The 24,505-nt window shown below is 73.6% G+C and carries 11 protein-coding genes; 4 read left to right on the top strand and 7 right to left on the bottom strand.

Translation table 11 applies throughout. The features are described from left to right. Positions 1–98 precede the first annotated feature (98 nt). Positions 99–737: a hypothetical protein gene (locus LMU33_RS01255; RefSeq protein WP_228616466.1), complete on the bottom strand. Its 639-nt coding sequence runs from the start codon at positions 735–737 to the stop codon at positions 99–101. A gap of 256 nt (positions 738–993) precedes the next feature. Here LMU33_RS01255 and LMU33_RS01260 point away from each other — a divergent pair, with 256 nt between their 5' ends. Next, positions 994–2,523: a helix-turn-helix domain-containing protein gene (locus LMU33_RS01260; RefSeq protein ID WP_228616468.1), complete on the top strand. Its 1,530-nt coding sequence runs from the start codon at positions 994–996 to the stop codon at positions 2,521–2,523. A gap of 33 nt (positions 2,524–2,556) precedes the next feature. Here LMU33_RS01260 and LMU33_RS01265 read toward each other — a convergent pair whose 3' ends face one another. From LMU33_RS01265 to LMU33_RS01290, 6 genes are all read right to left on the bottom strand, one after another. Beyond that, entirely contained in the window at positions 2,557–3,696 is a 1,140-nt protein-coding gene (locus LMU33_RS01265; RefSeq protein ID WP_228616470.1) for an alpha/beta hydrolase, read from the bottom strand. Beyond that, positions 3,693–6,245 carry a thioester reductase domain-containing protein gene (locus LMU33_RS01270; RefSeq protein ID WP_308280741.1) on the bottom strand — a complete coding sequence of 851 codons (2,553 nt, stop codon included), beginning with the start codon at positions 6,243–6,245 and terminating at the stop codon, positions 3,693–3,695. Before LMU33_RS01270 ends, LMU33_RS01265 begins: the two co-directional genes overlap by 4 nt. Positions 6,246–6,364: 119 nt before the next feature. Beyond that, positions 6,365–20,068, bottom strand: coding sequence for a type I polyketide synthase (locus tag LMU33_RS01275; RefSeq protein WP_228616474.1), 13,704 nt, complete (start codon positions 20,066–20,068; stop codon positions 6,365–6,367). Positions 20,069–20,216: 148 nt separating this feature from the next. Then, a complete protein-coding gene (locus tag LMU33_RS01280) occupies positions 20,217–21,944 on the bottom strand; it encodes a fatty acyl-AMP ligase (RefSeq protein ID WP_228616476.1) in 1,728 nt (575 codons plus the stop codon). A gap of 412 nt (positions 21,945–22,356) precedes the next feature. After that, positions 22,357–22,566: a DUF397 domain-containing protein gene (locus tag LMU33_RS01285; protein WP_228616477.1), complete on the bottom strand. Its 210-nt coding sequence runs from the start codon at positions 22,564–22,566 to the stop codon at positions 22,357–22,359. Further along, positions 22,548–23,390, bottom strand: coding sequence for a helix-turn-helix domain-containing protein (locus LMU33_RS01290; RefSeq protein ID WP_228616479.1), 843 nt, complete (start codon positions 23,388–23,390; stop codon positions 22,548–22,550). The genes LMU33_RS01285 and LMU33_RS01290 overlap by 19 nt, the downstream gene beginning before the upstream one ends. Positions 23,391–23,639: 249 nt before the next feature. Between LMU33_RS01290 and LMU33_RS01295 the strand changes: the two genes are divergently transcribed. The 3 genes from LMU33_RS01295 to LMU33_RS01305 are packed head-to-tail and all read left to right on the top strand — an operon-like array spanning position 23,640 to position 24,452. Next, positions 23,640–23,894: a hypothetical protein gene (locus LMU33_RS01295; RefSeq protein ID WP_228616481.1), complete on the top strand. Its 255-nt coding sequence runs from the start codon at positions 23,640–23,642 to the stop codon at positions 23,892–23,894. Next, on the top strand, positions 23,891–24,178 hold the full coding sequence (locus LMU33_RS01300) for a hypothetical protein (protein ID WP_372477843.1): 288 nt from the start codon (positions 23,891–23,893) through the stop codon (positions 24,176–24,178). The genes LMU33_RS01295 and LMU33_RS01300 overlap by 4 nt, the downstream gene beginning before the upstream one ends. 25 nt (positions 24,179–24,203) lie before the next feature. Next, on the top strand, positions 24,204–24,452 hold the full coding sequence (locus tag LMU33_RS01305; RefSeq protein WP_228616483.1) for a hypothetical protein: 249 nt from the start codon (positions 24,204–24,206) through the stop codon (positions 24,450–24,452). Positions 24,453–24,505 lie beyond the last annotated feature (53 nt).

Genomic DNA, 24,505 nt, shown 5'->3' on the forward strand with positions numbered 1-24,505 from the left:
GACTGCGGTGCGCCTGGCAGATATCTCGATGTCGAGATAACTCTAGTACATGGCCGCTGGATGGTCATGCCCGACCCGGCCGGTCCCGGGCAAGTGATCTACCAGTCCTGTTCGGCGTCCATCTTGGCGGGGGCCATGACGTCCACATGACCGTGATCGCCGTACACGGACTCTCGCCAGTGGGCGAACACCCTGGCGGTGCGGTCCATGGCGTCCTGTTCCCACACGCCGTAGTCGACCCGCACCTCGGACAGGGTGCGTCCGCCGCCCTCGGGCGTGCGGACGCAGACTCTTTCCACGTGGGCGGCGATGGCGGCGTCCGCCTTCCGGGTGCTCGCGCTCAGGTACGCGCGGAAGTCGCGGGTCATCGGGAACCAGCGATGCGGGCCGACCTGCGGCGCGCCCGCGCCGTCCTCCGTGGTGTCACCCACGGGCGAGCCCTGGTCGTCACTGGTGGTGTCGGGGAGCTCCTGGTCGTCGGACGTGGTGTCGGGGAGCTCCTGGTCGTCGGACGTGGTGTCCGGGAGCTCCTGGTCGTCGGACGTGGTGTCCGGGAGCTCCTGGTCGTCGGACGTGGTGTCCGGAACGTCCTCGACGTCGCACGCCTTGTCGGCGACGGACGGTCGCGGCGCCGGCGAACCGCCCTCTGCCACGTCTGCGCGCCGCGCGCCACAGGAAACGAGCGAACAGCAGACGAGCACCGCGGTGACGAGGTGCCGGCACAACTTGGTCTTCATGCGCATCCCCCTTCGGGGAAGGAGAGGGACACGCGCGGACCGGGGTTGCCTGACGCGGAGCGGACACACCCCCGGCTCTCCCCCATCAATACGCCGAACGGGGGTAACCGCAACTCATACGACATCACGGCATTTGCCCGTATCTTTCCGGGTGATGGCGCGCCCTTCCGAAAGGTGGCACTGACGGACCGTCACCATGTCACCCGAACGGCCCCCCTGGCAGGCACCATCTCATATCTGAGATAACCTCAACCTCATGGCAGACGACTACCTCGTACGCATCGGCAAGCTCATCCGTGACGCCCGGCAACACCGAGGCTGGACACAGACGCAGCTCGCGGAGGCGCTCGGCACCAGTCAGAGCGCGGTCAACCGCATCGAGCGCGGGAACCAGAACATCAGCCTTGAGATGATCGCCCGCATCGGCGAGGCCCTGGACAGCGAGATCGTGTCACTGGGTTACGCGGGCCCGATGCATCTGCGCGTGGTCGGCGGTCGCCGTCTGTCCGGCGCCATCGACGTGAAGACGAGCAAGAACGCCTGCGTGGCGCTGCTGTGCGCCTCGCTGCTCAACAAGGGCCGCACGGTGCTGCGCCGGGTGGCCCGCATCGAGGAGGTGTACCGCCTGCTGGAGGTGCTCAACTCCATCGGCGTGCGCACCCGCTGGATCAACGACGGCGTCGACCTGGAACTGGTGCCGCCGGCCGAGCTGGAGATGGCGGCGATCGACGCGGAGGCCGCCGTACGCACCCGCTCGATCATCATGTTCTTCGGCCCGCTGCTGCACCGCATGGACCACTTCAAGCTGCCGTACGCCGGCGGCTGCGACCTCGGCACGCGGACCATCGAGCCGCACATGATCGCGCTGCGCCGGTTCGGCCTGGACATCGCGGCCACCGAGGGCCAGTACCACGCGCGGGTCGACCGCACGGTCCTGCCCGACCGGCCGATCGTGCTGACCGAGCGCGGCGACACCGTGACCGAGAACGCGCTGCTGGCCGCCGCCCGGCACGACGGCGTGACGGTCATCCGCAACGCCTCCTCCAACTACATGGTCCAGGACCTGTGCTTCTTCCTGGAGGCGCTGGGCGTCAAGGTCGAGGGCATCGGCACCACCACACTGACCGTGCACGGCGTGCCGAACATCGACGCCGACGTGGACTACTCCCCCTCCGAGGACCCGGTCGAGGCGATGAGCCTGCTGGCCGCCGCCGTGGTGACGGAGTCCGAACTGACCGTGCGCCGCGTCCCCATCGAGTTCCTGGAGATCGAGCTCGCGGTCCTGGAGGAGATGGGCCTCGACCACGACCGGTCGCCCGAGTACTTCGCGGACAACGGCCGTACGCGGCTGGTGGACCTGACCGTCCGCCCCTCCAAGCTCGAAGCCCCGATCGACAAGATCCACCCCATGCCCTTCCCGGGCCTGAACATCGACAACGTCCCGTTCTTCGCGGCGATCGCGGCCGTGGCGCAGGGCAAGACGCTCATCCACGACTGGGTCTACGACAACCGCGCGATCTACCTCACCGACCTCAACCGCCTCGGCGGCCGTCTCCAGCTCCTCGACCCGCACCGGGTGCTGGTCGAGGGCCCGACCCGCTGGCGCGCCGCCGAGATGATGTGCCCGCCGGCCCTGCGCCCCGCCGTGGTGGTCCTGCTGGCGATGATGGCGGCCGAGGGCACGTCGGTGCTGCGCAACGTGTATGTCATCAACCGGGGTTACGAGGATCTCGCCGAGCGGCTCAACTCCATCGGGGCGCAGATCGAGATCTTCCGGGACATCTGAGAGTCCGACGAAACCACGCGAGCCGGCCGTCCGTCATCGCCGTCCGCCGAGAAAATCGAGGATGTGGCCGAAGACGTCCAGGGCGGCGCCCCGGCCCAGGAACGTGTCCAGGTGGCCGTAACCGGGGATCTCGGCGTAGGACACGTCCAACTGGGGCTGCCGGTGGGCGAGTACGTCGTGGCAGAGCCGCTGGGAGTCCAGCCACAGCCCGTTCTCGCTGCCGGCGAGCAGCAGCACGGGGGTGTCGATACGGCCGGCCGCGTCCAGCGCGTTGGGAGGCAGGGCCCGGTAGCGGTGGTCGGTGTCGTGCCAGCGGACCACGCTGCGGGCCAGCTCGATGCGGCGCAGGTGGGGCAGGATCCACAGCGGCGCGGGGCCGAGGAGGTCGGCGAGGCGGCCGTGGGTGGCCTCGGCCAGGTTCTCGTGCACGAAGAGCGAGGCGCCCGTGCCCCAGGCGGAGTTGTGCAGGATCTGGCAGGTCGGGTCCGGGCAGCTCGCCTTCCGTGACGCGAGTGCGAACAGCGGGGTGTGCTTCGACCACAGGCCCACCTTGCGGAAGTCGACCGGGATGTGGTCGATCCGCGTCTTCAGCAGCTCCCCCGCCAGCGACATCCGCAGCGATGTCCGGCCGGCGAGCTTCGGCGTCAGGAACACACCCTGGGAGACCACGCCGGCGAGGCCCGGCACCAGTCCCGCCGCCATGCTCAGGGACAGCGTGAGCGAGCCGATGCAGTGGGCGACCACGAACAGCGGGCGGTCGCCCGTGCGCTCGCGGACGTGCCTGACGGCCGCGGGGATGTCGTAGAGGGCCACGTCGTCGTACGTGTACCTCTGGCCGGTCTCGTTGTACGGCAGCCGGCAGCTGCCCCGCCAGTCCAGCAGCCAGGGCTCGTAGCCGTCGTCGAGGAGGACGTCGACCAGATTGCGGGTCTCCGGCAGCAGGAACATGTCCGCGGACGCGGTGTGTCCGTGCAGGAGCAGCACGGCGGGGCGGTCCGCGGCGCCGGTGTGCACGCGGGTCAGGCCGAGTCGGACGCCGTCGTCCGCCCGGAAGGGGATCTCCTCGACGCAGGCCGGGTCGAGGCGGTGGTGCAGCGGGCGCAGGGCCGCGGTGGTCCTGACCCGGGGCAGCGCCGGCCGGCTGGTGCGGGAGGCGGTCGTCCTGAAGATCATCGGTGGTGCTCCGTGAGGGTCGGGGTGCGGCGCAGGTCGAGCAGGTCCGCGGCGGCGCGGGCGAAGGGGCCGAGCAGGCCACGGCCCATCTCCAGGCCGAACCAGGCGAGCCAGGTCAGCTTGGCGGCCCGCTTCTCCTGGCTGGTCAGACGCGGGTCGACCTCGATGCCGTCGATCTGGTCACGGACGTAGGAGTCCGCGGGCACGACGACCTCGCCCGCCAGGCTCGCCGGTTCGCCCTCGCGGCCGATCCGCACGGTCAGCGCGCGGGTCTGCCGCCACAGGTCGCGGCGGGCCCGGGCGTACTTGTGGCCCTCCAGCCACCAGTGGCCGCCGTCGGCGTCGCGCAACCGCAGCCGGTAGCGCAGGAGTTGGTGCCCGAGTCCGTGCTGCTGCGGGATCCCCTCCTCGGGGCGGACCCAGACGTCGCCGCGCTCGACGGTCAGCGGCTCGGGATGTACGGCGGTGCAGACGACCTCGCCGGTCACGTCCACCCGGCGCTCCTTCACCAGCTGGTACATGCTCGCGATGGAGAGGGTCAGCGCCATGGAGCAGGGGCTGTCGGCGGGGGCGTCGACCGGCCCCACGCTGCCCTCCGTCGTCTCGGGGAACCACAGGTAGGGCTGGTCGTCCTTGTGCGGCAGCCTGGCGAGGCCGTCCTGGGCGAGCCGCTCGAAGGTCGTCAGCTGGGCCTGCGCGTCGTAGCGGGCCGCGGGCGGCAGCCCGAGAGCCTCGACCAGGGCGGCGGTGCGTGCGCCTGTGGCCGCCGGGCCCTTCAGGGTCGCCTCGCAGAGCTTGAGGGCGGTGGGACTCTGCAACACCCTGGTCAGGAAGGCGAGTTCGGTAACCGGATCGGCCTTCAGGCGGGCCAGGGCGTCGGTGCGCCACTCGTCCCACTCCTGGATGCGCACGTGCATGCCGCCGAGCGCCATGTCACGGACGACGTCGTCGAGGGTGTTGGGCACACCGGTGAGGTTGTAGTCGTAGCCCCAGGCGTCGGGCTCGCAGATCGCGGCGACGGCGACCCGGCTCACCCAGTCCACCGGGGCCGCGTTCAGGTGGCGGAAGGCGGGTACGGTGCGGAAGCGGCCGAAGGCCGAGATCAGGCCGCTGCTGAGGTCCTGCGGGTTGTAGGCGCCGGTCCGGGTGTGGCCGCCGATGCCGCCGGGGCGCAGCGCGGTGACGACCAGGCCGTGGTCGCGCGCACGGCGCAGGGCGACCTCGGCGGCCCACTTCGACTGGTCGTAGCCCGAGACGAGCCGGTCGACGTGGGCGAGAGGGTCGTCCTCGCCCATGGAGGTGATGCCGACCTCGTTGAAGACGGCGATCGAGGAGATGTGGTGCAGCGGCTTGGGCCGGCCGGTGGCCGCGAGTTCGGCGAGGGTGAGCGCGCCGAGGACGTTGCTCGCCCGCAGCGACTGGTAGCCGCGCAGGAAGTCCACGGCCGCGGCGACGCCGACGACGCCGTCCAGTTCGTGGGCGAGCGTGTGCCACAGTTCGTCGGACAGGCCGAGCCGCGGCCGCCGGATGTCGCCGGGCAGCACGGTCACCCGGCGCCGCACCTCCGACGACCAGGGCAGCCGGTAACTCTTCAGCGCCGCGCCGAGCCGGGCGACGGCCGCCTCCTCGTCGGCCGCGCGCACCAGGCAGTGGACATGCGCGTCGCTGTGCCGGAGCAGGTCGAGCAGCATGTGGCTGCCGAGGAAGCCGGTGGCGCCGGTCAGCAGGATCCGGCGGGGCGGCAGCGGCTCGGGCACGTCGGCGAACGGCAGACGGTCGGCGAGGCTCAGATCGGCGAGGATCTGCTCGAGGTCCTCGCGGCGGGCCCTGGCAGACCGGTCGTCGCCACTGCCGACACGGGGGCGGAGCGCCGGTGGGGTGCGCGGGGCGATGGTCCCAAGCGCGCCCGCCGCGGAGACCGGAAGGGCGCCAGAGGCCGAGGTTTCCGGCGCGGGCGCTGGGACGTCACCCGCACCGGAAAGCACCGGCGTGCCAGAGGCCGAGGCCCCAGCAGCGCCCGTACCGGAAGGCGGCAACGTGCCAGGGGCCGCAACCGCGACAGCACCCGCACCGGAGACCGGCAGCGTGCCGGCGGCCGGAGCGGGCGGAGTGCCCTGGGCGGTGGGGGCGGGGGTGCCTGCGGGCACGGTCGGCGGGGCGGCCTGGCTCGACGCTTCGGCCCCGGTCGCCTCCAGCCAGCGCCGGGCGAGGCTGATCGGACGGGCGTCGGCGAACACCTCGTCCAGATCGAACTCGATGCCCAGCTCGCCCTCCAGCTCCGCGACGAGTTCCACGACGTGCACGGACGTGCCCCCCGCGTCGAAGAAGTCGGCGTCGGGCGGCAGGTGTCCCGCGGGCAGGTAGCGGCCCGCCGCGGCGGCGATGGCCGTGGCCACGCCCTCCACGTCCCGGGGCGGGGCGGGGGCGGCGCCGGAGTCCGCAGTGGTGGCGGCCTGCATCACCCTGGCCAGCAGGTCGTTCACGCCGAGCCCGCCGCCACCGCGCTCGATCGCCTCGGCGGTCGCCCGCTGCCCGGATTCCTCGGTCATGTCACGCATGAGAGCCCTTCACCACGATGTGCGCGTCCTTTCCCTTGCTTGCGACCTTCCGACAAGGCCCTTGCTCCCCTGAGGAAGCCAAGCCCTCGCTTGCCCGCCGCGGCACGTCCTCACTGCTGCTCCCAGGACCGGAACGCCCTCAGGTGGTCCGGTGTGACCACGGCCTCCAGGCGCTCGTCGTCCTGGTCGCCACCACCGAGCGCGGCCACCAGACGCCGCGCCGGTACGTTGCGCTCCGTGCGCTCCGCCGTCAGCCGGACCTTCGCGCAGCCCAGCTGCTCGGCACGGTCGGCCAGCCACTGCAACAGGCGTTCCTCGACCCCTCGGCCGAGCGCCCGGCAGCTCATCGGCCAGCCCATGACCTCGAGTTGGTCGCGGTCCGCGCACAGGGCGAGAAGGGCGATCTGGCCGTAGTCGCCGAACCGGTCCCTGGCCTCCGCCGTCCACACCTCGCCCCGCTCCCGCCACCGGCGCACGTCGCCGCCGTCGGCCGACCGGGAGTGGAGCGTGAACTGGTTGGTGCGGCGCACGAGTTGTTCGGCCCGCTGCACGTCGGCCTCGGACAGCGCCCGGATGTCGACCTCCAGCTCCAGCTGCGCGAGGAACTCCTCGAATCCGGCGGCTTCGCGGACGGCCTCCCGCTCCCGCTCCTGCGCGTAGAACCGGGCCCGCAGACCGTCCTCGGCGGTCGCCGCCGTGGGGACCAGCGGCCACAACCGGCCCAGGAAGTCCTCCAGTTGGTCCACGGGCGGGCAGGTCACCGACAGCACCTGCGGCAGCGCCGAGCGCATCTTGGCGATCTCGGCGGGGTTGTCGTCCAGGAACAGGAAGCTGTCCAGGCCGAGATCGAGCACGCGCGCGGCCTCGGCGAGGCGGCCCGGCTTCGGCCCCCAGGCGGCCGACAGCACGCTGAAGTGCTCCGCCTTCAGCAGGCTGTCCGGGCGGTCCAGGACGGCGCGGACCGTGGCCTCGTCGTTGTTGCTGACGAGGGCCAGCAGCGCGCCCGCCGCGCGCCACTGCAGCAGCCTGCGCGCGAGCAGGGCACGCGGGCCGGTCAGGTCGACGGCCTCGGGGCCGATCTCGCCGGCGACCCCGCCCCACAGGGTCTCGTCGCCGTCCACCGCGATCACCTTGGGCGTGGGGCGCAGCACCGCCCGTACGACCTCGGCGAGCCGCAGCGCCACGGCCGCCTGGAAGGGCGGGGTGAAGGGCAGGTGGGCCAGCCGCTCGGTCCGCTCGTCGAAGCGTTCGCCGACGGCGTGGTGCCGGGTCCAGTCGTCGGGGCCGAGCACCGCGATGCCGGGCAGGCGTGTCAGGTCGGCGGCGACCTCGCGCTCCCACCGCCGCAGGCGGTCCTTCTGCCGGGCTGCGGGCAGGAAGCCGACGACGAGCGGCTTGCGGGTGCGTTCGGACAGGGCTTTCAGCGCGGCCGGGTAGGCGGTGCGCAGCTCGGCGAGCAGCGCGTCGTCGACCGGGCCGAAGCGCTCCAGGTCCGCCGCCCGCAGCAGCACCGCACCCACCGCCGTCGCGGGGTCGGCGAAGACGCCCGAGGGGTCCTGGAGACTCGCGAGCACGTGGTGGTACGGCGCCTCGGTGATCGCCGGTGCGCCGTCCCCGGCCCCGTCCTCGACGGCCGCCGCGCACATCAGCGGGAGGTTGCCGAGGGCGAAGGTGGCGGCGAGGGCCAGGGACCGGCGAGGTGCGGGCGCCGTACCGGCGCCGGCCCGGATGCCGGCGCGCGCCGGCACCGCCGGATCCCCGGCCGTCTCTGCGAGCAACCGCAGCAACTCCTCCCCCAGTTCGGCGGTGGTCGCGGCGTCCAGGATGTCCAGGTTGTGGTCGAGCCGGATGCGTGCCGCGTCCGGGGTCATGGTGATCATCAGGTCGAGGTCGGAGTAGCCGGTGCCGGCCGGCAGCACCTCCAGCCGGGTGAGGCGGCGCGAGGACCGTACGTAGTTGAAGTAGACCTCGACGAGCGGCGCGTTCTGCCGGTGCAGGCCCTGCCGGGCCAGGGTGGCCAGGACGTCGGAGAACATGGCGCCCTTGGCCAGGACGCGCTGCAGGCGCGCGTCGGTGCGGCGCAGCACCTCGGCGGCCTGTTCGCCGGCGCGGGCCTCGGCCGGGAACGGCACCGGCACGCCGAAGAAGCCCACCGCGTCGTACGCGTCGGCGTGGATGCGGGTGTCCACGGGCACGGCGAGCACGAACCGCTCCCGTTCCCGCCTTCTGGCCAGCAGCACCGTCAGGGTTCCGAGGCAGAAGGCGGCGGGGGTGACGGCCAGCCTGCTCGCGGCCGCCGCGACCCGTTCCATCAGCCCCTCGGGAATCGTCACGGTCACGCTGCCGGCCCGGTACGACCGGGTCGCCGGGCGCGGCCGGGCCAGCTCCAGGTCGAGCCGTTCGCTGCCGTGGAAGTGCTCGCGCCACTCGGCGCCCGTGCCCTCACCGCCCTGCTGGGCCTCGACGAGGAGGGCGATGTCGCGGTTGGTGACGGTGGCGTCGAGGGGGGTGCCGGACAGTTCCGTGTCGATCTCCCCGGCCACGAGCAGCAGCGACTGCAGGTCGCTGACCGCGTGGTGGGCGCCGAACACCAGAATCTGGCCGTGTGCACCGCCGTCCACCAGCTCGAACCGCCACAGCGGTGTCGTCGCCAGGTCGAACGGCGGCTCCAGCAGGGTGCGCAGCCGCTCGGCGCCGTCGAGTGGGCCTTCGACGGTCGTCCAGCGCAGCACCGGCTGCGCCGGCTCCCGGTCCACGCGCAGCTGCCGGACGCCCTCCTCGCCGGTGACGATCGCGGTGCGCAGGGCCGCGTGCCGCGCGACGAGCCGGTTGAGGATGCCGGTGAGCGTCTCCCGGGTGGTCGGCGCGGTCAGCCGTACGGCGAGGCCGATGCCGTGTGCCGCGTCCGGCATGCCCGGCCGGGCGCTGCGCAGCAGTCGTACCACGTCGCGCGGCGCGGGCCGCAGTTCGGTCTGCGGAACCTCCCCGGCGAGGTCTCCGGAGTCCTGCCGCGCCACGGTGCTCCGCTCCGGAAGGCGCTCGGCCAGGGCCTGGGCGAGGCCGCGGCTGTCGGACGCCGCGAACACGTCCGCGGCCGGGAGCTCCACGCCCAGTTCGCGGACGAAGGCGTTGCGCAGCCGCACCAGCATCAGGGAGTCCAGGCCCAGTTCCTTCAGGGCCGTGGTCGCCGACGCGTCGACCACTCCTCCGGAGACCTCGCCGACCCGGGCCCGGACGTACGCCTCCAGCCAGGCGGCGCGGTCCTGGTCGGTCGTCGCCGCGAACACCTTCTCGACGAGGTCGTCCGAGGCGGCCGTGCCCGTCGGGACGGTGACCAGGTCGCCCAGGATGGGGCGGGTGCGCACGGCGTCGGGGACGAGCGTCAGCATCTCCCGGTCCAGGGCGATCGGCGCGAGCTGGCGGCGGGCGGTGGCCAGGACCCGCTCGAACAGCTCGCCGCCCTCCTGCGGCGAGAAGGCGACCAGGCCCGAGCGGCTGGTCTCGGCGGCCCGGGTGCCGGAGTCGCCGACCATGCCGACACCGGCCCAGGCACCCCAGTCCAGGCTCAGCGCCCGACGGTCGGTGCGGGAGAGGTGGTGTGCCCAGGCGTCGAGGAAGGCGTTCGCCGCCGAGTACGGGCTCTGGCCGGCCGACCCGAGCAGTCCGGCCGCGGAGGCGAACAGGACCAGGTTCTGGGCCTCCGGGATCAGCTCGGTGAGGAGAGCGGTGCCCAGGACCTTCGGCGCGAGGACGCGCAGGACGCGTTCGTCGGTCAGGTTCGCCACCGTGGCGTCGTCGAGCACTCCGGCCGCGTGCACGACCGTGGCGATCGGGCCACAGGCGTGCCGTACGGCGTCCAGGGCGGCCGTGAGACTTTCCCGGTCGGCGACGTCGGCGCGGGCCAGGTGCACGGTGACGCCTCGCTCTTCGAGACCCGTGATCCAGTTCCCGGTCTCCGCGTCGGGCGTGCCCCGGCTCATGAGGGCCACTCGGCGGGCTCCGCGGCGGACCAGCCGCTCGGCGACGACGCGGCCGAGGCCGCCCAGACCACCGGTGATCAAGTGCACGCCGTCCACGGCGGTCCCGCCGTGGCCGCCGTCGTCCGGGCGGGTGCGGGCCAGGCGCGGCACCAGGCGGCCGGTCCCGCGCAGCGCGACGAGCCGTTCGTCGTCGGCGTGCCTGAGCTGGTTCCACAGGGCGTCGACGCCGTCGGTGGACGGCAGGTCGATCAGCGTGGTCGACAGCTCCGGGTACTCCTGCGCCACCGCGAGCCCGAAGCCCCAGGCGAGCGCCTGCTGCGGGTGGGTCACCCCGGTGCTGTCACCGGCGGCCTGACTGCCGCGTACGACCACGAACAGGCGCGGAGCCCGGCCCTGCGGACGGCCGGCGAGGGCGCGTACCAGGTGCAGGGTGCTCAGGCAGCACAGCCGCGCCGCCTGCTCGGCCGATCCGGCGTCGCCGATCGCCGGGGCGTCGAGGGCGGTCAGCTGGACCACCTGCTCGGGCTGCCCGCCCGCGAAGGCCTCCTCCAGCAGCCGGGCCAGGTGGTGCGGGTCGGCCGGATCGAGGACGTAGCGGCCGGGCCCCTCGACGGCGAAGGCGCTGCCCCTGCGGGCGACGACATGCGGCACCGAGGAGCCGAGCCGCTCGCCGAGCGCGTCCGCCACCCCCGTGTCGTCGGCCAGGATCAGCCAGCTGCCCTTCACCGGCGGTTCCTGCGCCACCGGGCGCGGGTGCCAGCGGGTCTCGAAGAGGGCGCCGTCCAGCGGCGAGAGCGCGGCCAGCCGGAACTCCTCGATCTCCAGGACGAGTTGTTCGTCCTCGTCCCAGATCCTGATGTCCAGGGTGGCGGTGTCGCCGGACACGGAGCGCAGTTCGCAGCCGGCCCAGGCAGGCGTGGTGCGCCGGCCGGTGAACCGCAGCCGTCCCGCCCCGGCGGGCACGAACGCCCGGCCCTCGGGCGCGTCCTGAGGCAGGGCGGCCGTGTGGAAGGCGGCGTCGAGGACCGCGGGGTGCAGCAGATGACCCGCGGCGGGCCTGGCGGCCAGCCGGCCCAGGGCCGCCGAGTGGCCGCGGCGGCCCTGCTCCAGGCCCCGGAAGGCGGGGCCGTAGTCGATACCGAGGGCGCTCAGCCCGGCGTACACCGCCGGCAGGTCCGCGTCCTGCGTGCACCGGTCCCGCACGGCGGCGAGTCGCACTTCGTCGAGCCGTACATCGGACGGGGGCTGCTCGCCGGTCACCGCGACGCGTCCGCCGACGTGCCGCTCCCACCGCGGGCGCCGCTCACCGGCGGCCGCGGAGGCGAGGGTGAAGGACCGGAAGCCGTCCCGGGCGGGCCGCAGCACCAGCTGCAGCCGTACGGGCCGTTCGGGATCCATCCGCAAGGGCTGCAGGAACTCGATCTCGTTCAGGTGGACTTGGCGACCGTCCTGCACCGTTGAGGCGGCCTCCAGGACCATGCCGAGGAAGGCGGCGCCGGGCAGCCAGACCTCGCCGTCGACCCGGTGGTCGGCCAGATAGGCGAAGCGGCTGTCCCGCAGGTCGATGTCGCTCTGGAAGAGGTGCCGGTCGGGCTCGTCGCTGGACTCGACGTGCGTACCGAGGAGCGGTGAGGAGCCCGTGGCGGTGGCCGGGGCGGGCGTGAGCCAGTGGCGTTCGCGGGCGAAGGCGTACGTCGGCAGATCGGCGCGACGGCCTTCCGGGAACAGCGCCGGCCAGTCGGGCGTGTGTCCCGCGACGTACAACTCGCCGACGCTGCGCAGCAGGACGTCGGGACCGTCCTGCTGGCGGCGCAGCGAGCCGACGCCGGCCACGTCGATCCCGGCCTCCGCCGCGACCGCCTCGATGGAGGACAGCAGCGAGGGATGCGGGCTGAGCTCGACGAAACAGCGGTAGCCGTCGTCCAGCATCCGCCGGACGGTGTCGGCGAAACGGACGGGCTGCCTGAGGTTGGCGTACCAGTAGTCGGCGTCCAGCCGGTCGCCGTCGACGGGTTCGGCCAGCACCGTCGAGTACAGCGGGGTCGGCGCCTGTGCCCCCCGGATGCCGGAGAAGCGGTCGAGCAACTCCGTGCGCAGGGACTCCATCAGCGGGGTGTGCGAGGCGAACGGGGTCGACAGCCGTCGTACGGCGATCCCCCGCTCCTCGAGCCGGCGGCGCAGCTCGGCCAGCGCGTCGGCGGCGCCGGAGACGGCCGTGGAGCCTGCGCTGTTGACCGCGGCGACGAACAGCCGGTCCGCGTAGGGCGCGAGCAGTTCCTCGACCTGCGACCGCGGCAGCTCCACCGCGACCATGCCGCCCTGCCCGACCAGCGGGAGGACGGCCTGGGCCCGCCCGGTCACCACGGCCACGGCGTCGTCCAGGCCGAGGGCGCCCACGCTGTACGCGGCGGCGATCTCGCCCAGGCTGTGCCCGACCACGGCGTCCGGGGTGACGCCGAGGGGCCGCCACGCGGCGGCCAGCGCCGCGTTGACCGCGAACAGCACCGGTTGCAGGCACTCGGTCCGGTGGAGCGGGGAGAACTCCTCGGGCGCCCGCAGGGCGTTGAGCACCGACCAGCCGACGTTCCGCTGCACCGCCTCGTCGATCCGGGTCAGCTCCTCGCGGAACGCCTCCGACCCGGCCAGCAGCCCCAGCCCCATGCCCGGCCATTGGCCGCCGTGCCCGGAGAAGACGAAGGCCACCTTGCCCGTCTCCTCCTCGCGCGGCGTGGCCGGCCGCACCCGTCCGCTGCCCACCGCCTCCAGCGCGGCGCGCAGTTCCTCCGAGTCGCCCGCCGTGACCGCCGCCCGCCAGGCGAAGTGGCTGCGGTGCCGGGCCAGGGTGTAGGCGACGTCCGGCAGCACGGTGTCGCCGGTCAGGTGCCGTGCCAGCCGTGCGGCCTGCCCGCGCAGCGCGGCCTCGCTCCGCCCGGACAGGATGAACAGGCGCTTTCCGGAAGGCAGTTGGCCTGCGGGCTCGCGCTCCGGCGCGAACGGCGCGGCCTCCTCGACGATCACATGGGCGTTGGTCCCGCTGATCCCGAAGGCGCTGACGCCGGCCCGCCGGACGCGCTCCTTCACCGCCGGCCAGGGCACGGCCTCCTGCAGCAGGTGCAGACCGCTGCCGTCCCACTCGACGTACCGGCTGGGTGTGCCGGCGTGCAGGGTGGCCGGCAGCATCCGGTGGCGCAGCGACTGCACCACCTTGATCAGCCCGGCGATGCCCGATGCGGCCTGCGTGTGCCCGAGGTTGGACTTGAGCGAGCCCAGGTACAGCGGGCGGTGCGGGGCGCGGGAGTCACCGAAGACCTGCGCCAGCGCGTTCGCCTCGATCGGGTCGCCCAGCGTCGTGCCCGTGCCGTGCGCCTCCACGTAGTCGATGTCGGCGGGTTCGAGGCCGGACAGCTCCAGGGCCCGCCAGACCACCTGTTCCTGTGCCGGGCCGTTGGGCGCGGACAGGCCCTGGCTGCGGCCGTCCTGGTTGACGGCCGTGCCGCGCAGCACCGCCAGCACCTCGTCGCCGTCCCGCCGCGCGTCGCTCAGCCGCTTCAATACGAGCATGCCGGCGCCCTCGGCCCAGACGGCGCCGTCGGCGTCGTCGGAGAAGGAGCGGCACCGGCCGGTCGGGGACAGGCCCCGCAGCCGGCTGAACTCCACGAAGGTCTGCGGGGTCACCATGAGCGTCACGCCGCCGGCCAGCGCCAGGTCGCACTCGCCCGCCCGCAGTGCCTGCGCCGCCAGGTGCACCGCGACGAGCGACGACGAGCACGCCGTGTCCACCGTCAGCGCCGGGCCGTGCAGCCCGAGCGCGTACGCCAGCCGGCCCGAGGCCACGCTGAGCGCCGACCCGGTGCCGACGTACCCGTCCAGCTGGTCGAGCCGGGAGCCCGACAGGTAGTCGCTGCCGAACATGCCGACGTACACGCCTGTGGTGCTGCCCGCGAGTTCGGCGGGCACGGTCCCGGCGCGCTCCAGCGCCTCCCACGCGGTCTCCAGCAGCAGCCGCTGCTGCGGGTCCATGGCGGCGGCCTCCTTCGGGGTGATGCCGAAGAAGCCCGCGTCGAAGGACTCGATGTCGTCCAGGAAGCCGCCTTCCCGGGCGTACGACTTGCCCGGGGCCTCCGGGTCGGGGTCGTACAGCGACTCGACGTCCCAGCGCCCGGCCGGGAACGGGCCGACCGCGTCACGGCCCTCGGCGACCAGCCGCCACAGCTCCTCCGGGTCGCCGACGCCTCCCGGCAGGCGGCAGGCCATGGCCACCAGGGCGACCGGCTCGTCGTGCGCCGCGGTGCGGATGGGCGGCGCGGCGGGCGCGGGACGACGGGCGGCGGGGCCGCTCGTCGCGAGAGCGGTGGCCAGCAGGTGCTCGGCGAGCCGGGCCGGGGTGGGGTGGTCGAACAGCAGGGTGGCGGGGAGCCGGCAGCCGAGGCGGGCACCGATGCGGTTGCGCAGCTCCACCGCCGTCACCGAGTCCATGCCGAGCTCGCGCAGCGGCTGGCCGGGGCGGACGGACTCCGCCGAGCGCAGGCCGAGGGCACGGGCGGCCTCCTCGCGGACCAGGTCAAGGGCGCGGTCGGCGCGCTCGGCCTCCGGCAGCCGGGCCAGGCGGTCCGCCAGTGCGTCCTTGCCGTCCCGCCCGGTGCGGGGCGCGGGCAGCAGCGAGCGCCACAGCGCGGCCGCACCGTCACCCGCCCCGGCCGTGGTCTCGCGCAGCCGGGGCAGGTTCAGCGCCCAGGCGACCAGGTGCGGGGCGCCCCGGCGCAGCGCGAGTTCGACGAGGTCGCGGCCCTGTTCCGGGGTCAGCGCGCGGTGGCCGAGGCGTGCCATCCGCTCCAGGTCGGCGTGTTCGGCGGCGAGGCCCTCGCCCGCCCAGGCGCCGAAGGAGACCGACACGGCGGGAAGCCCGAGGGCGCGCCGGTGGTGGGCGAGCTGGTCGAGGAAGGCGTTGGCGGCGGCGTAGTTGGCCTGGCCCGCGTTGCCGACGACACCGGCGGCGGAGGAGACCAGCAGGAACAGGTCGAGCCGCGCGTCGGCGGTGAGCCGGTGCAGGTGGGCGGCGCCGTCCACCTTGGGGCGCAGCACCCGCGCGAGGCGTTCGGGGGTCAGCTCGGCGACCACCCCGTCGTCCAGGACGCCGGCGCAGTGCACGACGCCGCGGAGGTCGTCGGCGACGTGACCGACGATGTCGGCCAGGGCCGCAGCGTCGGCGACGTCGCACGCCGCCACCTCGACCTCAGCGCCGAGCGCCGTCAGTTCCGCGGTGACCTCGGCCGTGCGCGGGTCGTCGGCTCCGCGCCGGGACGTCAGCAGCAGGCGGTGCACGCCCCGTTCGGCGAGGAGCCGGGCGATGTGGCGTCCGACGGCGCCGAGGCCTCCGGTGATCAGTACGGTGCCGTCGAGGGGTGTCCGCGCGCGGCCGGTGCCGGCGGCGCGGGCGCGCACGAGCCGGGGCACGAGCAAGCTGCCCGCGCGCCCGGCGAGTTCGGGCTCGTCCCCGTGAGCGACGGCGGCGAGCAGGGCAGCCGCGGGATCGGTGTCCGCAAGGTCGAGCAGCGTCAGCCCGAGGTCCGGATGCTCGGTGCGGGCACTGCGGGCCAGGCCCCACAGCACCGACTGCGCGAGGCCCGGCACGGTGTCCCGGTCGTCGGCCGCGACCGCGCCGCGGGTCACCCAGACGGTCCGGGCGGGTGGCTCCGCCTGTGCGGCGAGTGTCTGCAGTTCGGCCAGCGCGGCCTCCGCCGTCTCCCGTGCGGTGGCGGCGGGTTCGGCGTCCTCGGCCGGTTGCGGCCAGAACCGCACGAGCACCTCGCCACCCGTGTCGCGGCACTGGATCCCCGCGGCTTCGAGTCCGCGCAGGGCCGCGGCGACGTCCGGGTCGGACGGGTCGCCGACGACGGTCCAGTCACCGGACGGTGCCTCGGCGGGCGGTTCGGATGCGGCCGTCCAGGCAACCTCGTACAGGTGCCGCCCGTTGCCCGAACCGCCGGCGAGATCCGCCGGGTTCGCGGCCCGCAGCCGTACGCCCTCCAGCCGGCCCGCGGGGAAGCCGTCGGCGTCCCACAGCGTCACGTCCAGCGTGAGATCCGTGCCGGCGGTGCCGGTGCGCCGCACGGACACGGTGAGGTCGTCGGCGCCGCCGTGCGACAGCGCGGCGCGGCCCACGGCGACCGGAAGGAGCACCCGGCCGTCGCAGGCGGCGCCCCCTTCGAGGGCGGCGGCGACGTGCAGCGCGGCGTCCAGCAGCGCCGGGTGGACCGGGTAGGGGTGGGCCAGGTCGCGGGCCACGGACGGCAGCGACAGCCGGGCCTGCAGCTCGCCCGCACCGGTCACCAGCGCCTCCCGTACGCCCTGGAAGGCCGGACCGTAACCGAGGCCGAGCCCGGCCAGCCGCTCGTAGGTCTGCGTGCTCCAGGCGGGCTCCGCCGCCTCCGGCCACACCGGCGGTGGCCCGGCCACCGCGGTCGCCGCGGCCGCCGAGGCGGTGGCGTGCAGGGTCCAGCCGGTGCCCTCCTGGCCGCGCGGGCGGCTGTGCACGGTGATCTCCGGTGCCGGGCCGGCGGTGACCACCTCCACGGACACCTCCACCGTGCCAGAGGCGGGCAGCACGAGGGGTGCGAGCAGCAGCAGGTCGGTCACGTCGGCCGGGTCGTCCGGGCGGGCCACCGCGAGGGCGGCCCGGCACAGCTCCAGCAGGGTCGTGCCGGAGACCACGGTCCGGCCGAACACGGTGTGGTCGGACAGCCAGTCGGCGGTGGCCGGGGACCACTCGTTGCGGAAGGTCCAGCGGGTTTCGTCGGCCGACTGCAGCTGGACGCCGAGCAACGGGTGCGCGGCGCGGTCGAACAGGCCGGGGCCGCCCGAGGCGGACTCGGGTTCGATCCAGTGGCGCCGGGTGTCCCAGGCGTAGGTCGGCAGGTCCGCCCCGACGGTGTCGGCGACCAGGCGCCGCCAGTCGATCCGCCGTCCGTGGACGTGCAGTTCGGCGGCGGCGCGGTCCAGGCAGGCCGGTCCGTCCTCGTCGCGGCGGAGGGAGCCGACGGCGACCAGCTCGTGGCCGGATTCCTCGCCGATGGTGTGCAGGGCGGTGAGCAGGGACGGATGCGGGCCGAGTTCGACGAAGTGGCGGTAGCCGTCGGCCGCCATGCGCTCCACCGCGGGCGCGAAGCGGACGGGTTCGCGCAGGTTGGTGTACCAGTAGTCGGCGTCCAGCTCCTCGGTGACCGGCTCACCGGAGACGGTGGAGTACCAGACGACCGACGTGGGGTACGTGGTCACGCCGTCGAGCTCGTCGAGGATCGTCGCGCGGACCGGCTCGACCCGGGCGCTGTGGGAGGCGTAGTCGACGTCGAGGCGCCGGACGAAGACCTGTTCCCGGTCGAGGTCGGCGAGCAGGCCCTCCAGCGGCTCCACGTCACCTGCGACCACGGTCGCCCGGCCGCTGTTCACGGCGGCGACCGAGACCCGGCCGCCGAGACCCTCGAGGCGGGTGCCGACCTCGGTGTGCGGCAGGCCGACGACGGCCATGGCGCCGGTGCCGGACAGCTCGGTCAGGGCCCGGCTGCGCAGGGCGACCACCGCGGCCGCGTCGTTGAGGCTGAGCGCGCCGGCGACACAGGCCGCGGCCACTTCGCCCTGGCTGTGCCCGATCACGGCGTCCGGCCGGACGCCACGGGCCCGCCACACCGCGGCCAGGGACACCATCACCGCGAAGAGCACCGGCTGGACGACGTCCACACGGTCCAGGGACGGGGCTCCCGCCTCACCGCGCAGGACCGCCGCCGCGGACCAGACGGTGAACGGTCGCAGGGCGGCGTCGCAGCGGTCGAGTTCGTCGGCGAACACGGGGTCGCGTTCGAGCAGGTCGCGGGCCATGCCGGCCCACTGGGCGCCCTGGCCGGGGAAGACGAAGGCCACCTTGCCCGCGGGCAGCGTCCGCCGGGGTCCGGCGGTCGGGCCGGGGTCGGGCCGGTCCTCCGCGAGGGCCCGCAGCGCGGTCAGCAGCTCGTCCCGGCCGGCCGCCTGCACGACGGCACGGTGCTCGAAGTGGGTGCGGTGGTGGGCCAGCGTCGCGGCCACGGCGGGCAGCGGCAACTCCGGCTGCGCGACGAGACGTGCGTGGAGTCGGTCGGCTTGCCCCTGGAGCGCGGGCAGGGTGCGGGCGGAGAGCGGGAAGAGCGTCGGACCGGTCGGCTCCGCCTGTGCCCCGGCCGGTGCGTCGACGTCCTGCGGTGCCTCCTCCAGCACGACGTGCGCGTTCGTGCCGCTGATGCCGAACGCGCTCACCCCGGCCCGCCGCACGCGGCCGCCGCGCGGCCACGCCCGGGCGCTGCCGTGCACGGTCAGGCCGCTGCCCGCCCAGTCGACGTGCTCCGTGAGGGTCTCGGCGTGCAGGGACGGCGGGATCAGCTCGTGCCCGAGGGCGAGCACCGTCTTGATCACGCCGCCGATGCCCGCGGCGGCCTGGGTATGACCGATGTTGGACTTCAGCGAGCCGAGCCCGAGAGGCCGGTCGGCGGGGCGGCCCGGTCCGAAGACGGCGGCCAGTGCGCGGCCCTCGATGGGGTCGCCGAGCGGGGTGCCGGTGCCGTGCGCCTCGACGTGGTCCACGTCGTCCGGTGCGAGTCCGGCGGCGTCGAGGGCGGCGCGCAGCACCCGTTCCTGCGCCGGGCCGTTGGGGGCGCTCAGCCCCTGGCTGCGGCCGTCCTGGTTGACGGCCGAGCCCTTGACCACGGCGAGCACCCGGTCGCCGTCGCGGCGGACGTCGGCGAGCCGCCTGAGCAGCACCACACCACAGCCTTCGGCCCACACCACACCGTCCGCGTCGGCCGAGAAGGGGCTGCACCGCCCGGACGGCGACAGCCCGCGCAGCCTGCTGAACTCCACGTGTCCCCGCGGGGTCACCAGCAGGCTCACGCCGCCCGCCAGCGCGAGGTCGCACTCGCCTGCCGCCAGTGCGCGGGCCGCCAGGTGCAGGGCGACGAGGGAGGAGGAACAGGCGGTGTCGACGGTGACCGCCGGGCCCTGCAGACCGAGGGTGTAGGCGATGCGCCCGGAGGCCACGCTGGTCGCCGAGCCCGTGCCGACATGTCCGTCGAGCTGGGCCAGCGAGGCCGAGGCGAGGTATCCGCTGTCGTACAGGCCGATGTAGACGCCCGTGGAGCTGCCGTGCAGCGTCTCGGGGACGATCCCGGCGCGCTCGATCGCCTCCCAGCTGGTCTGCAGCAGCAGCCGCTGCTGCGGGTCCATCGCGTCGGCCTCGCGGGGCGAGATCCCGAAGAAGGCGGCGTCGAAGCGGTCGATGCCGTCGAGGAAGCCGCCGCGCAGCGTGTACGCCTTTCCGGTGGCCTCGGGGTCGGGGTCGTGGAGACCCTGGGTGTCCCAACGGCCCGCCGGTACCTCGGAGATGGCGTCCTCGCCGGCGGCGAGCAGCCGCCACAGCCCTTCGGGGTCGTCGGCGCCGCCGGGGAAGCGGCAGGCCATGGAGACGATGGCGATGTCGTCCTCCGTCGCCCGCGGCGCAGCCTCGGCACGGGCCGGGCCGGCCGCCGTGGCGGGCGGCTCGCCGAGGACCGCGTCGGCCAGCGCGGCGATCGTGGGGTGGTCGAAGACGAGCGATGGCTCCACTGGTCGCCCGGTCCGTCCGGAGAGTTCGGCGGCCAGTGTCACCAACTGGCGTGATCCCAGCCCGAATTCCGCGATCGGCCGGTCCGGGTCGACGGCCGGCGGGTCGATCCCGGCGGCCTCGGCGACGGCCGACCCCAGCCAGGCCCGTACGTCCTCGGCGGTGGTGAGGGGCGTGATGGTGGACTGCTTCCGGGGCTCGTTCGCAGGCATCTGGGCAGGTGTCCTCAAGCAACGGTGGTGCGGGCGGATTCCGCACGACCGCATGCGGCAGCGGCGTACGGCTGACATCGGGTGACGTACGGCCCGGAGGGGCGGGCGGGCGTGCGGCCGGCGCGGGCGGGCGCCGGCGGCCGTGGGGTCATCCCGTGACGGGCACGCCGACCAGGGCGAGGGTGCCGTCGAGGTAGGCCGCCCGGGAGGCGCGGCGCTGGATCTTCCCGCTGGACGTCTTCGGGATGGTGCCGGGGTGGACCAGCACCACGTCCCGCACCGACAGGCCATGGGCCGCACCGATCGCGCTGCGCACCAGGTCGGTGATCTTCTCGGCCTCGCCGGCCGCATCGGGCGCCGCCTCGGCGACCATGACGACCTGTTCGCCCTCCACGCCGCCGGCGTCCACGGAGAACGCCGCGGTGCAGCCGGGCCGCAGTGCCGGGTGGGACAACTCCGCGGACAGCTCCAGGTCCTGCGGGTAGTGGTTGCGCCCGTCGATGACGACGAGGTCCTTCAGGCGGCCGGTGACGAACAGTTCGCCGTCACGCAGGAAGCCGAGGTCGCCCGTGCGCAGGAAGCGACCCTCACGGCCGGTCAGGGTGGCGCGGAAGGTCTCGCGGGTGGCCAGGGTGTTGCGCCAGTAGCCCTTGGCCACGCTCGCGCCGGCGACCCAGATCTCGCCGACCTCGCCCTCGGGCAGTTCCTCCCGCCGTTCGGGGTCGGCGATCACCACGGTGATCCCCGTCCCGGGCCGGCCGCAGCCCACGGCGGCCGCGTCCGCCTCGCCGGCGTGCGGGCCGGTCTCGGCGGCGTCCAGCAGGGTGGGCGGGGCGTCCGTCGCACCGCCGGTGACCATCAAGGTGGCCTCGGCCAGGCCGTAGCACGGGTAGAACGCCTCCCGGCGGAAGCCGGCCGCGCGGAAGGTCTCGGTGAACCGTCGCAGCGTGGCCGCGCGCACCGGTTCGGCGCCGTTGAAGGCGACCTTCCACGCGCTCAGGTCGAGGCTGTCGACCAGTTCGGCGGTGGCGTGCTTCAGGCACAGCTCATAGGCGAAGTTGGGGCCGCCGCTGGTGTGCGGACGGTAACGGCTGATCGCGGTCAGCCAGCGGTCGGGGCTCTGCAGGAAGTGCAGGGGTGAGAAGAGCGTGGCCGTGGCGCCCAGGTACAGCGTGTTCAGCACCGGGCCCATGAGGCCCATGTCGTGGTAGACGGGGAGCCAGCTGAGGATCAGTTCGCGGCCGTGCTCCGCGAGGGCGTCCGGGGTGTGCCCCATCCGCTCGGTGATGATCCGCTCGTTGTCCAGCAGGTTGCCGTGGGTGACCACCACGCCGCGCGGGGCGGAGGTGGAGCCGGAGGTGTACTGGAGGAAGGCCACCGAGTCGGCGGTGAGGCCGGGGTCTTGCCAGGAGCCGGCCGCGTCGTCGGGAATGTCCTCGGTGGCGACGCGGGGGACCGTGTCCAGTTCGGGCAGGTGCTCGTTCCATGTGCGCAGGGCGCCGATGACTTCACGGCCTCCGAGGATCACCTTGGCGTCGGAGTCGGCCATCAGACGCTTCATCCGGACGAGAGCGCGGTGGTTCTGCGACCGTCCCTGCGGCGGCACGCCCGGCACGGCGACCACGCCGGCGGCGAGGCAGCCCAGAAAGGCGGAGACGAACTCCAGGCCGGGCGGATGGAGCAGCAGGGCGCGCGAGCCGGCCAGGCCGCGGTCCTGGAGCCAGCCGGCTACGGCCCGGGAGCGGTGGGCCAGTCGGCCGTAGGAGATCTCCTGGATGTCCCCGTCGCAGTCGCCGGTGAGGAGGTACCGGTAGGCGGTGCGGTCGGGCTGTTGCTGGGCGTGCGCGGTCAGTAATTCGACCAGGGAACGAGCCATGTGAGGAGTCCCACCTGTCCGGGTCAGCGGGTGAGGGAACTGGAGTTCGACGGCCGCGTGATGCGCACGCGCAGAAGCCGTTGACCGGGCCCCCTTGCCAGGTCATCCGTCTCGCCACTCGCCCGGCGGCGAGATGGCCACAGGTCTCCCCGTGTCCCCCCACTCAATTGCTACCAACGAGTAACACCATAACAAGTCCCACCGGTCGACGGGTCGAACGCACGTAAACCCTGTGTGACCAAAAGGAGTTGACTGTCCGCCGGCTCCGCTGGGCCGACTCGCCGGCCCGGCAGGGCAGTCCCGGCGGATCGCCCGCCGCGACCCGTGGACGCCGTAGCACCAAGAAGTAACGGCAGCGGCCCCACGCTCACCATTTCGGTGGGCGTGGGGCCGTTGTAGCTCCAGAGGCAAGTCAGGCGCCGAAATCGCCCCTCTTCAGGGCCGTTACGAACGAGGCCCAGCCATCAGACGCGAACACGATCACAGGGCCGTTCACACGCTTGCTGTCACGCACGGGGACAACGGCGTCGAAGTCGTCGGAGACCTCAATGCACGCGCCACCGTCCTGATTGCTGCGGCTGCTCTTACGCCACGAAGCGGCGCTCAGGTCGACGATCCGCACGGCACTTCCTCCAACTTGCGCAAGATGTACTTCCGCGACTCGGCTGGTGTCAGTGCCAGGTCGCGCACTGAATCGTACGCCGTCTGAAGGCGCACAACCGGCGCGGTTTCCTCGATGAGTTCGCCCCTGTACCCGTTCTCGGTGTAGGCCACAGTCCGGCCGTCCGGCAGAAGCAGACACCACACATCGAAGCCCAGCAGCGCGTGCAGTCCGGCGTTGTTCGGCAGCACATGGACGGTCACGTTTTCGCGGTCCGACATCCCCACCAGGTGCTCCAACTGTGCGCGCCACTCGTCCGCTTCTCGAAGCGGCGTGAGCAAGGCGGCCTCCGAGAGGATCGTCCGGAACGGCGGCGCCTCCTCCCCCTCCAGCAGCTCCCGTCGGCCCATCCGAGCCTCAACCTGCTGGTCCAGCTCAGCCCCCTTCAGCCCACCAGCAGCCAGTACCTCCCGCGCATACCCCGGCGTCTGCAGCAACCCAGGCAACACGCTCACAGCGAAGTGCCACAGGCTCACTGCCTCGGCCTCCAGCGCCATGTACTGCCGATACCGCTCCCGAAACTGCGTCTTATCGGCCCGTGCCAACTCCCACAACGCCAGCAACATCCCCGGCGTCCCGTAGTACTGGTCCAACGCCTGGACGACCTCCGGCCCGCCCAGCGTCTCCCCCTTCTCCATCTTGCCGAACAGCGACCAGTCCCAGCCCAGCCGCTCCCCGAGCTGCCGCAGGCTGGCCCCCTTTTCGGCGCGCAGGTGCCGTAACTCCTCCGCGAACCGCTGGCGCGGCTCCTGGCTGCGGCCGGTGACAACACGTCGCTGCGGCATCGCGGCTCCCTCCATGCGCAGACGTACTGGTGCACGCACATCACCCATGCCCGCACGCCCCACCAGCTGTGGAAGTTGTGGAACGTGCGTGATCAGGCGGGGAACCACGCCCCACCCACGGCATGTCCCGACCCACCCGACGGCATTCTCGTAATGCGCCGACTACACACGGTAATTCACCGTGTGTCGACGTCGCTGGCAAAAGGGAAATCAACGCCCCTTGCCACTCACCGCCGCCGGAGGACACCCATGCTGAACCCACTCCCCCCGAAGCTCCAGGAAGCCACCGCCGCCCGAGACGCCCTCGCTGCTGCCCTCACGCAGGCCGGCATCCAGCTCCCCGCGATGGACGTCCGCACCCCCTGGGGCGACCCGCTCCCCGACGACGCCGAGGACACCACCGCAGGCACCCGCGCACGCTATGCCCTCGTCCACCTCGGCGTCTGCTCCGCTCCCGTCGCCCTGGACCTCGCCGCCGTCATCGCCAAGGGCGCCGCCCGATGACCACCACCCCCACCCCCAACCCCGCCCCTCCCCCACTCCCACCTGGCACCACCGTCCGCGACACCACCCGCGACCGCGTCGGCGTCGTCATGGGCAACGAAGGCCCGTACCTCCAGCTCCGCCCCCTCTCCGGCGGCCGGGAGTGGGACGTCGCCCCGCACCACGTCCATCCGCTCACCCCCGCCGAACTGCTTCGCGCCCGCCTCGCCGATGCCAACGAGCGCAGCCGGACCCGGCTCGGCGTGAACGGGGCTGACGCCGCCGCGGTTCAGCCTCCGCCATAGGCTCCGCCGATGCCGCCAGGGACCCATGCGCAGCGGCGAGCTCCGAGCGGCGCTCGTCCTGGGCTACGGCTTTCCCAGTGACGCCGACGACTTCGAGGCCGAGCTCGCTCGCGAGATCAACCACGCCGATCCCGCCGACCTCTCCGGTGTCGTCCGCCTGGTGGAGGAGTTCCGCGGCCGGGTCGTCGCCCGCCAGGATTCCGCATTCGACGCCGCTGTCGCCACGGCCGCCGACATTCGCGGTCCGGGGGATCTCCGGATGACCGAGGAGTAGCAGGCGGTTTTTGCCGAGGTCACGCATGAGGTCCGCATCGTTCTCGTGTCCCC

Source organism: Streptomyces barringtoniae (genome assembly GCF_020819595.1).
Lineage (GTDB): Bacteria > Actinomycetota > Actinomycetes > Streptomycetales > Streptomycetaceae > Streptomyces > Streptomyces barringtoniae.

Coding starts and splice junctions, on each gene's coding strand:
- LMU33_RS01300 (WP_372477843.1), top strand. CDS start 23,891: ATGACCACCACCCCCACCCCCAACCCCGCCCCTCCCCCACTCCCACCT.
- LMU33_RS01265 (WP_228616470.1), bottom strand. CDS start 3,696: ATGATCTTCAGGACGACCGCCTCCCGCACCAGCCGGCCGGCGCTGCCC.
- LMU33_RS01295 (WP_228616481.1), top strand. CDS start 23,640: ATGCTGAACCCACTCCCCCCGAAGCTCCAGGAAGCCACCGCCGCCCGA.
- LMU33_RS01255 (WP_228616466.1), bottom strand. CDS start 737: ATGAAGACCAAGTTGTGCCGGCACCTCGTCACCGCGGTGCTCGTCTGC.
- LMU33_RS01280 (WP_228616476.1), bottom strand. CDS start 21,944: ATGGCTCGTTCCCTGGTCGAATTACTGACCGCGCACGCCCAGCAACAG.
- LMU33_RS01270 (WP_308280741.1), bottom strand. CDS start 6,245: ATGACCGAGGAATCCGGGCAGCGGGCGACCGCCGAGGCGATCGAGCGC.
- LMU33_RS01260 (WP_228616468.1), top strand. CDS start 994: ATGGCAGACGACTACCTCGTACGCATCGGCAAGCTCATCCGTGACGCC.
- LMU33_RS01275 (WP_228616474.1), bottom strand. CDS start 20,068: ATGCCTGCGAACGAGCCCCGGAAGCAGTCCACCATCACGCCCCTCACC.
- LMU33_RS01305 (WP_228616483.1), top strand. CDS start 24,204: ATGCGCAGCGGCGAGCTCCGAGCGGCGCTCGTCCTGGGCTACGGCTTT.
- LMU33_RS01290 (WP_228616479.1), bottom strand. CDS start 23,390: ATGCCGCAGCGACGTGTTGTCACCGGCCGCAGCCAGGAGCCGCGCCAG.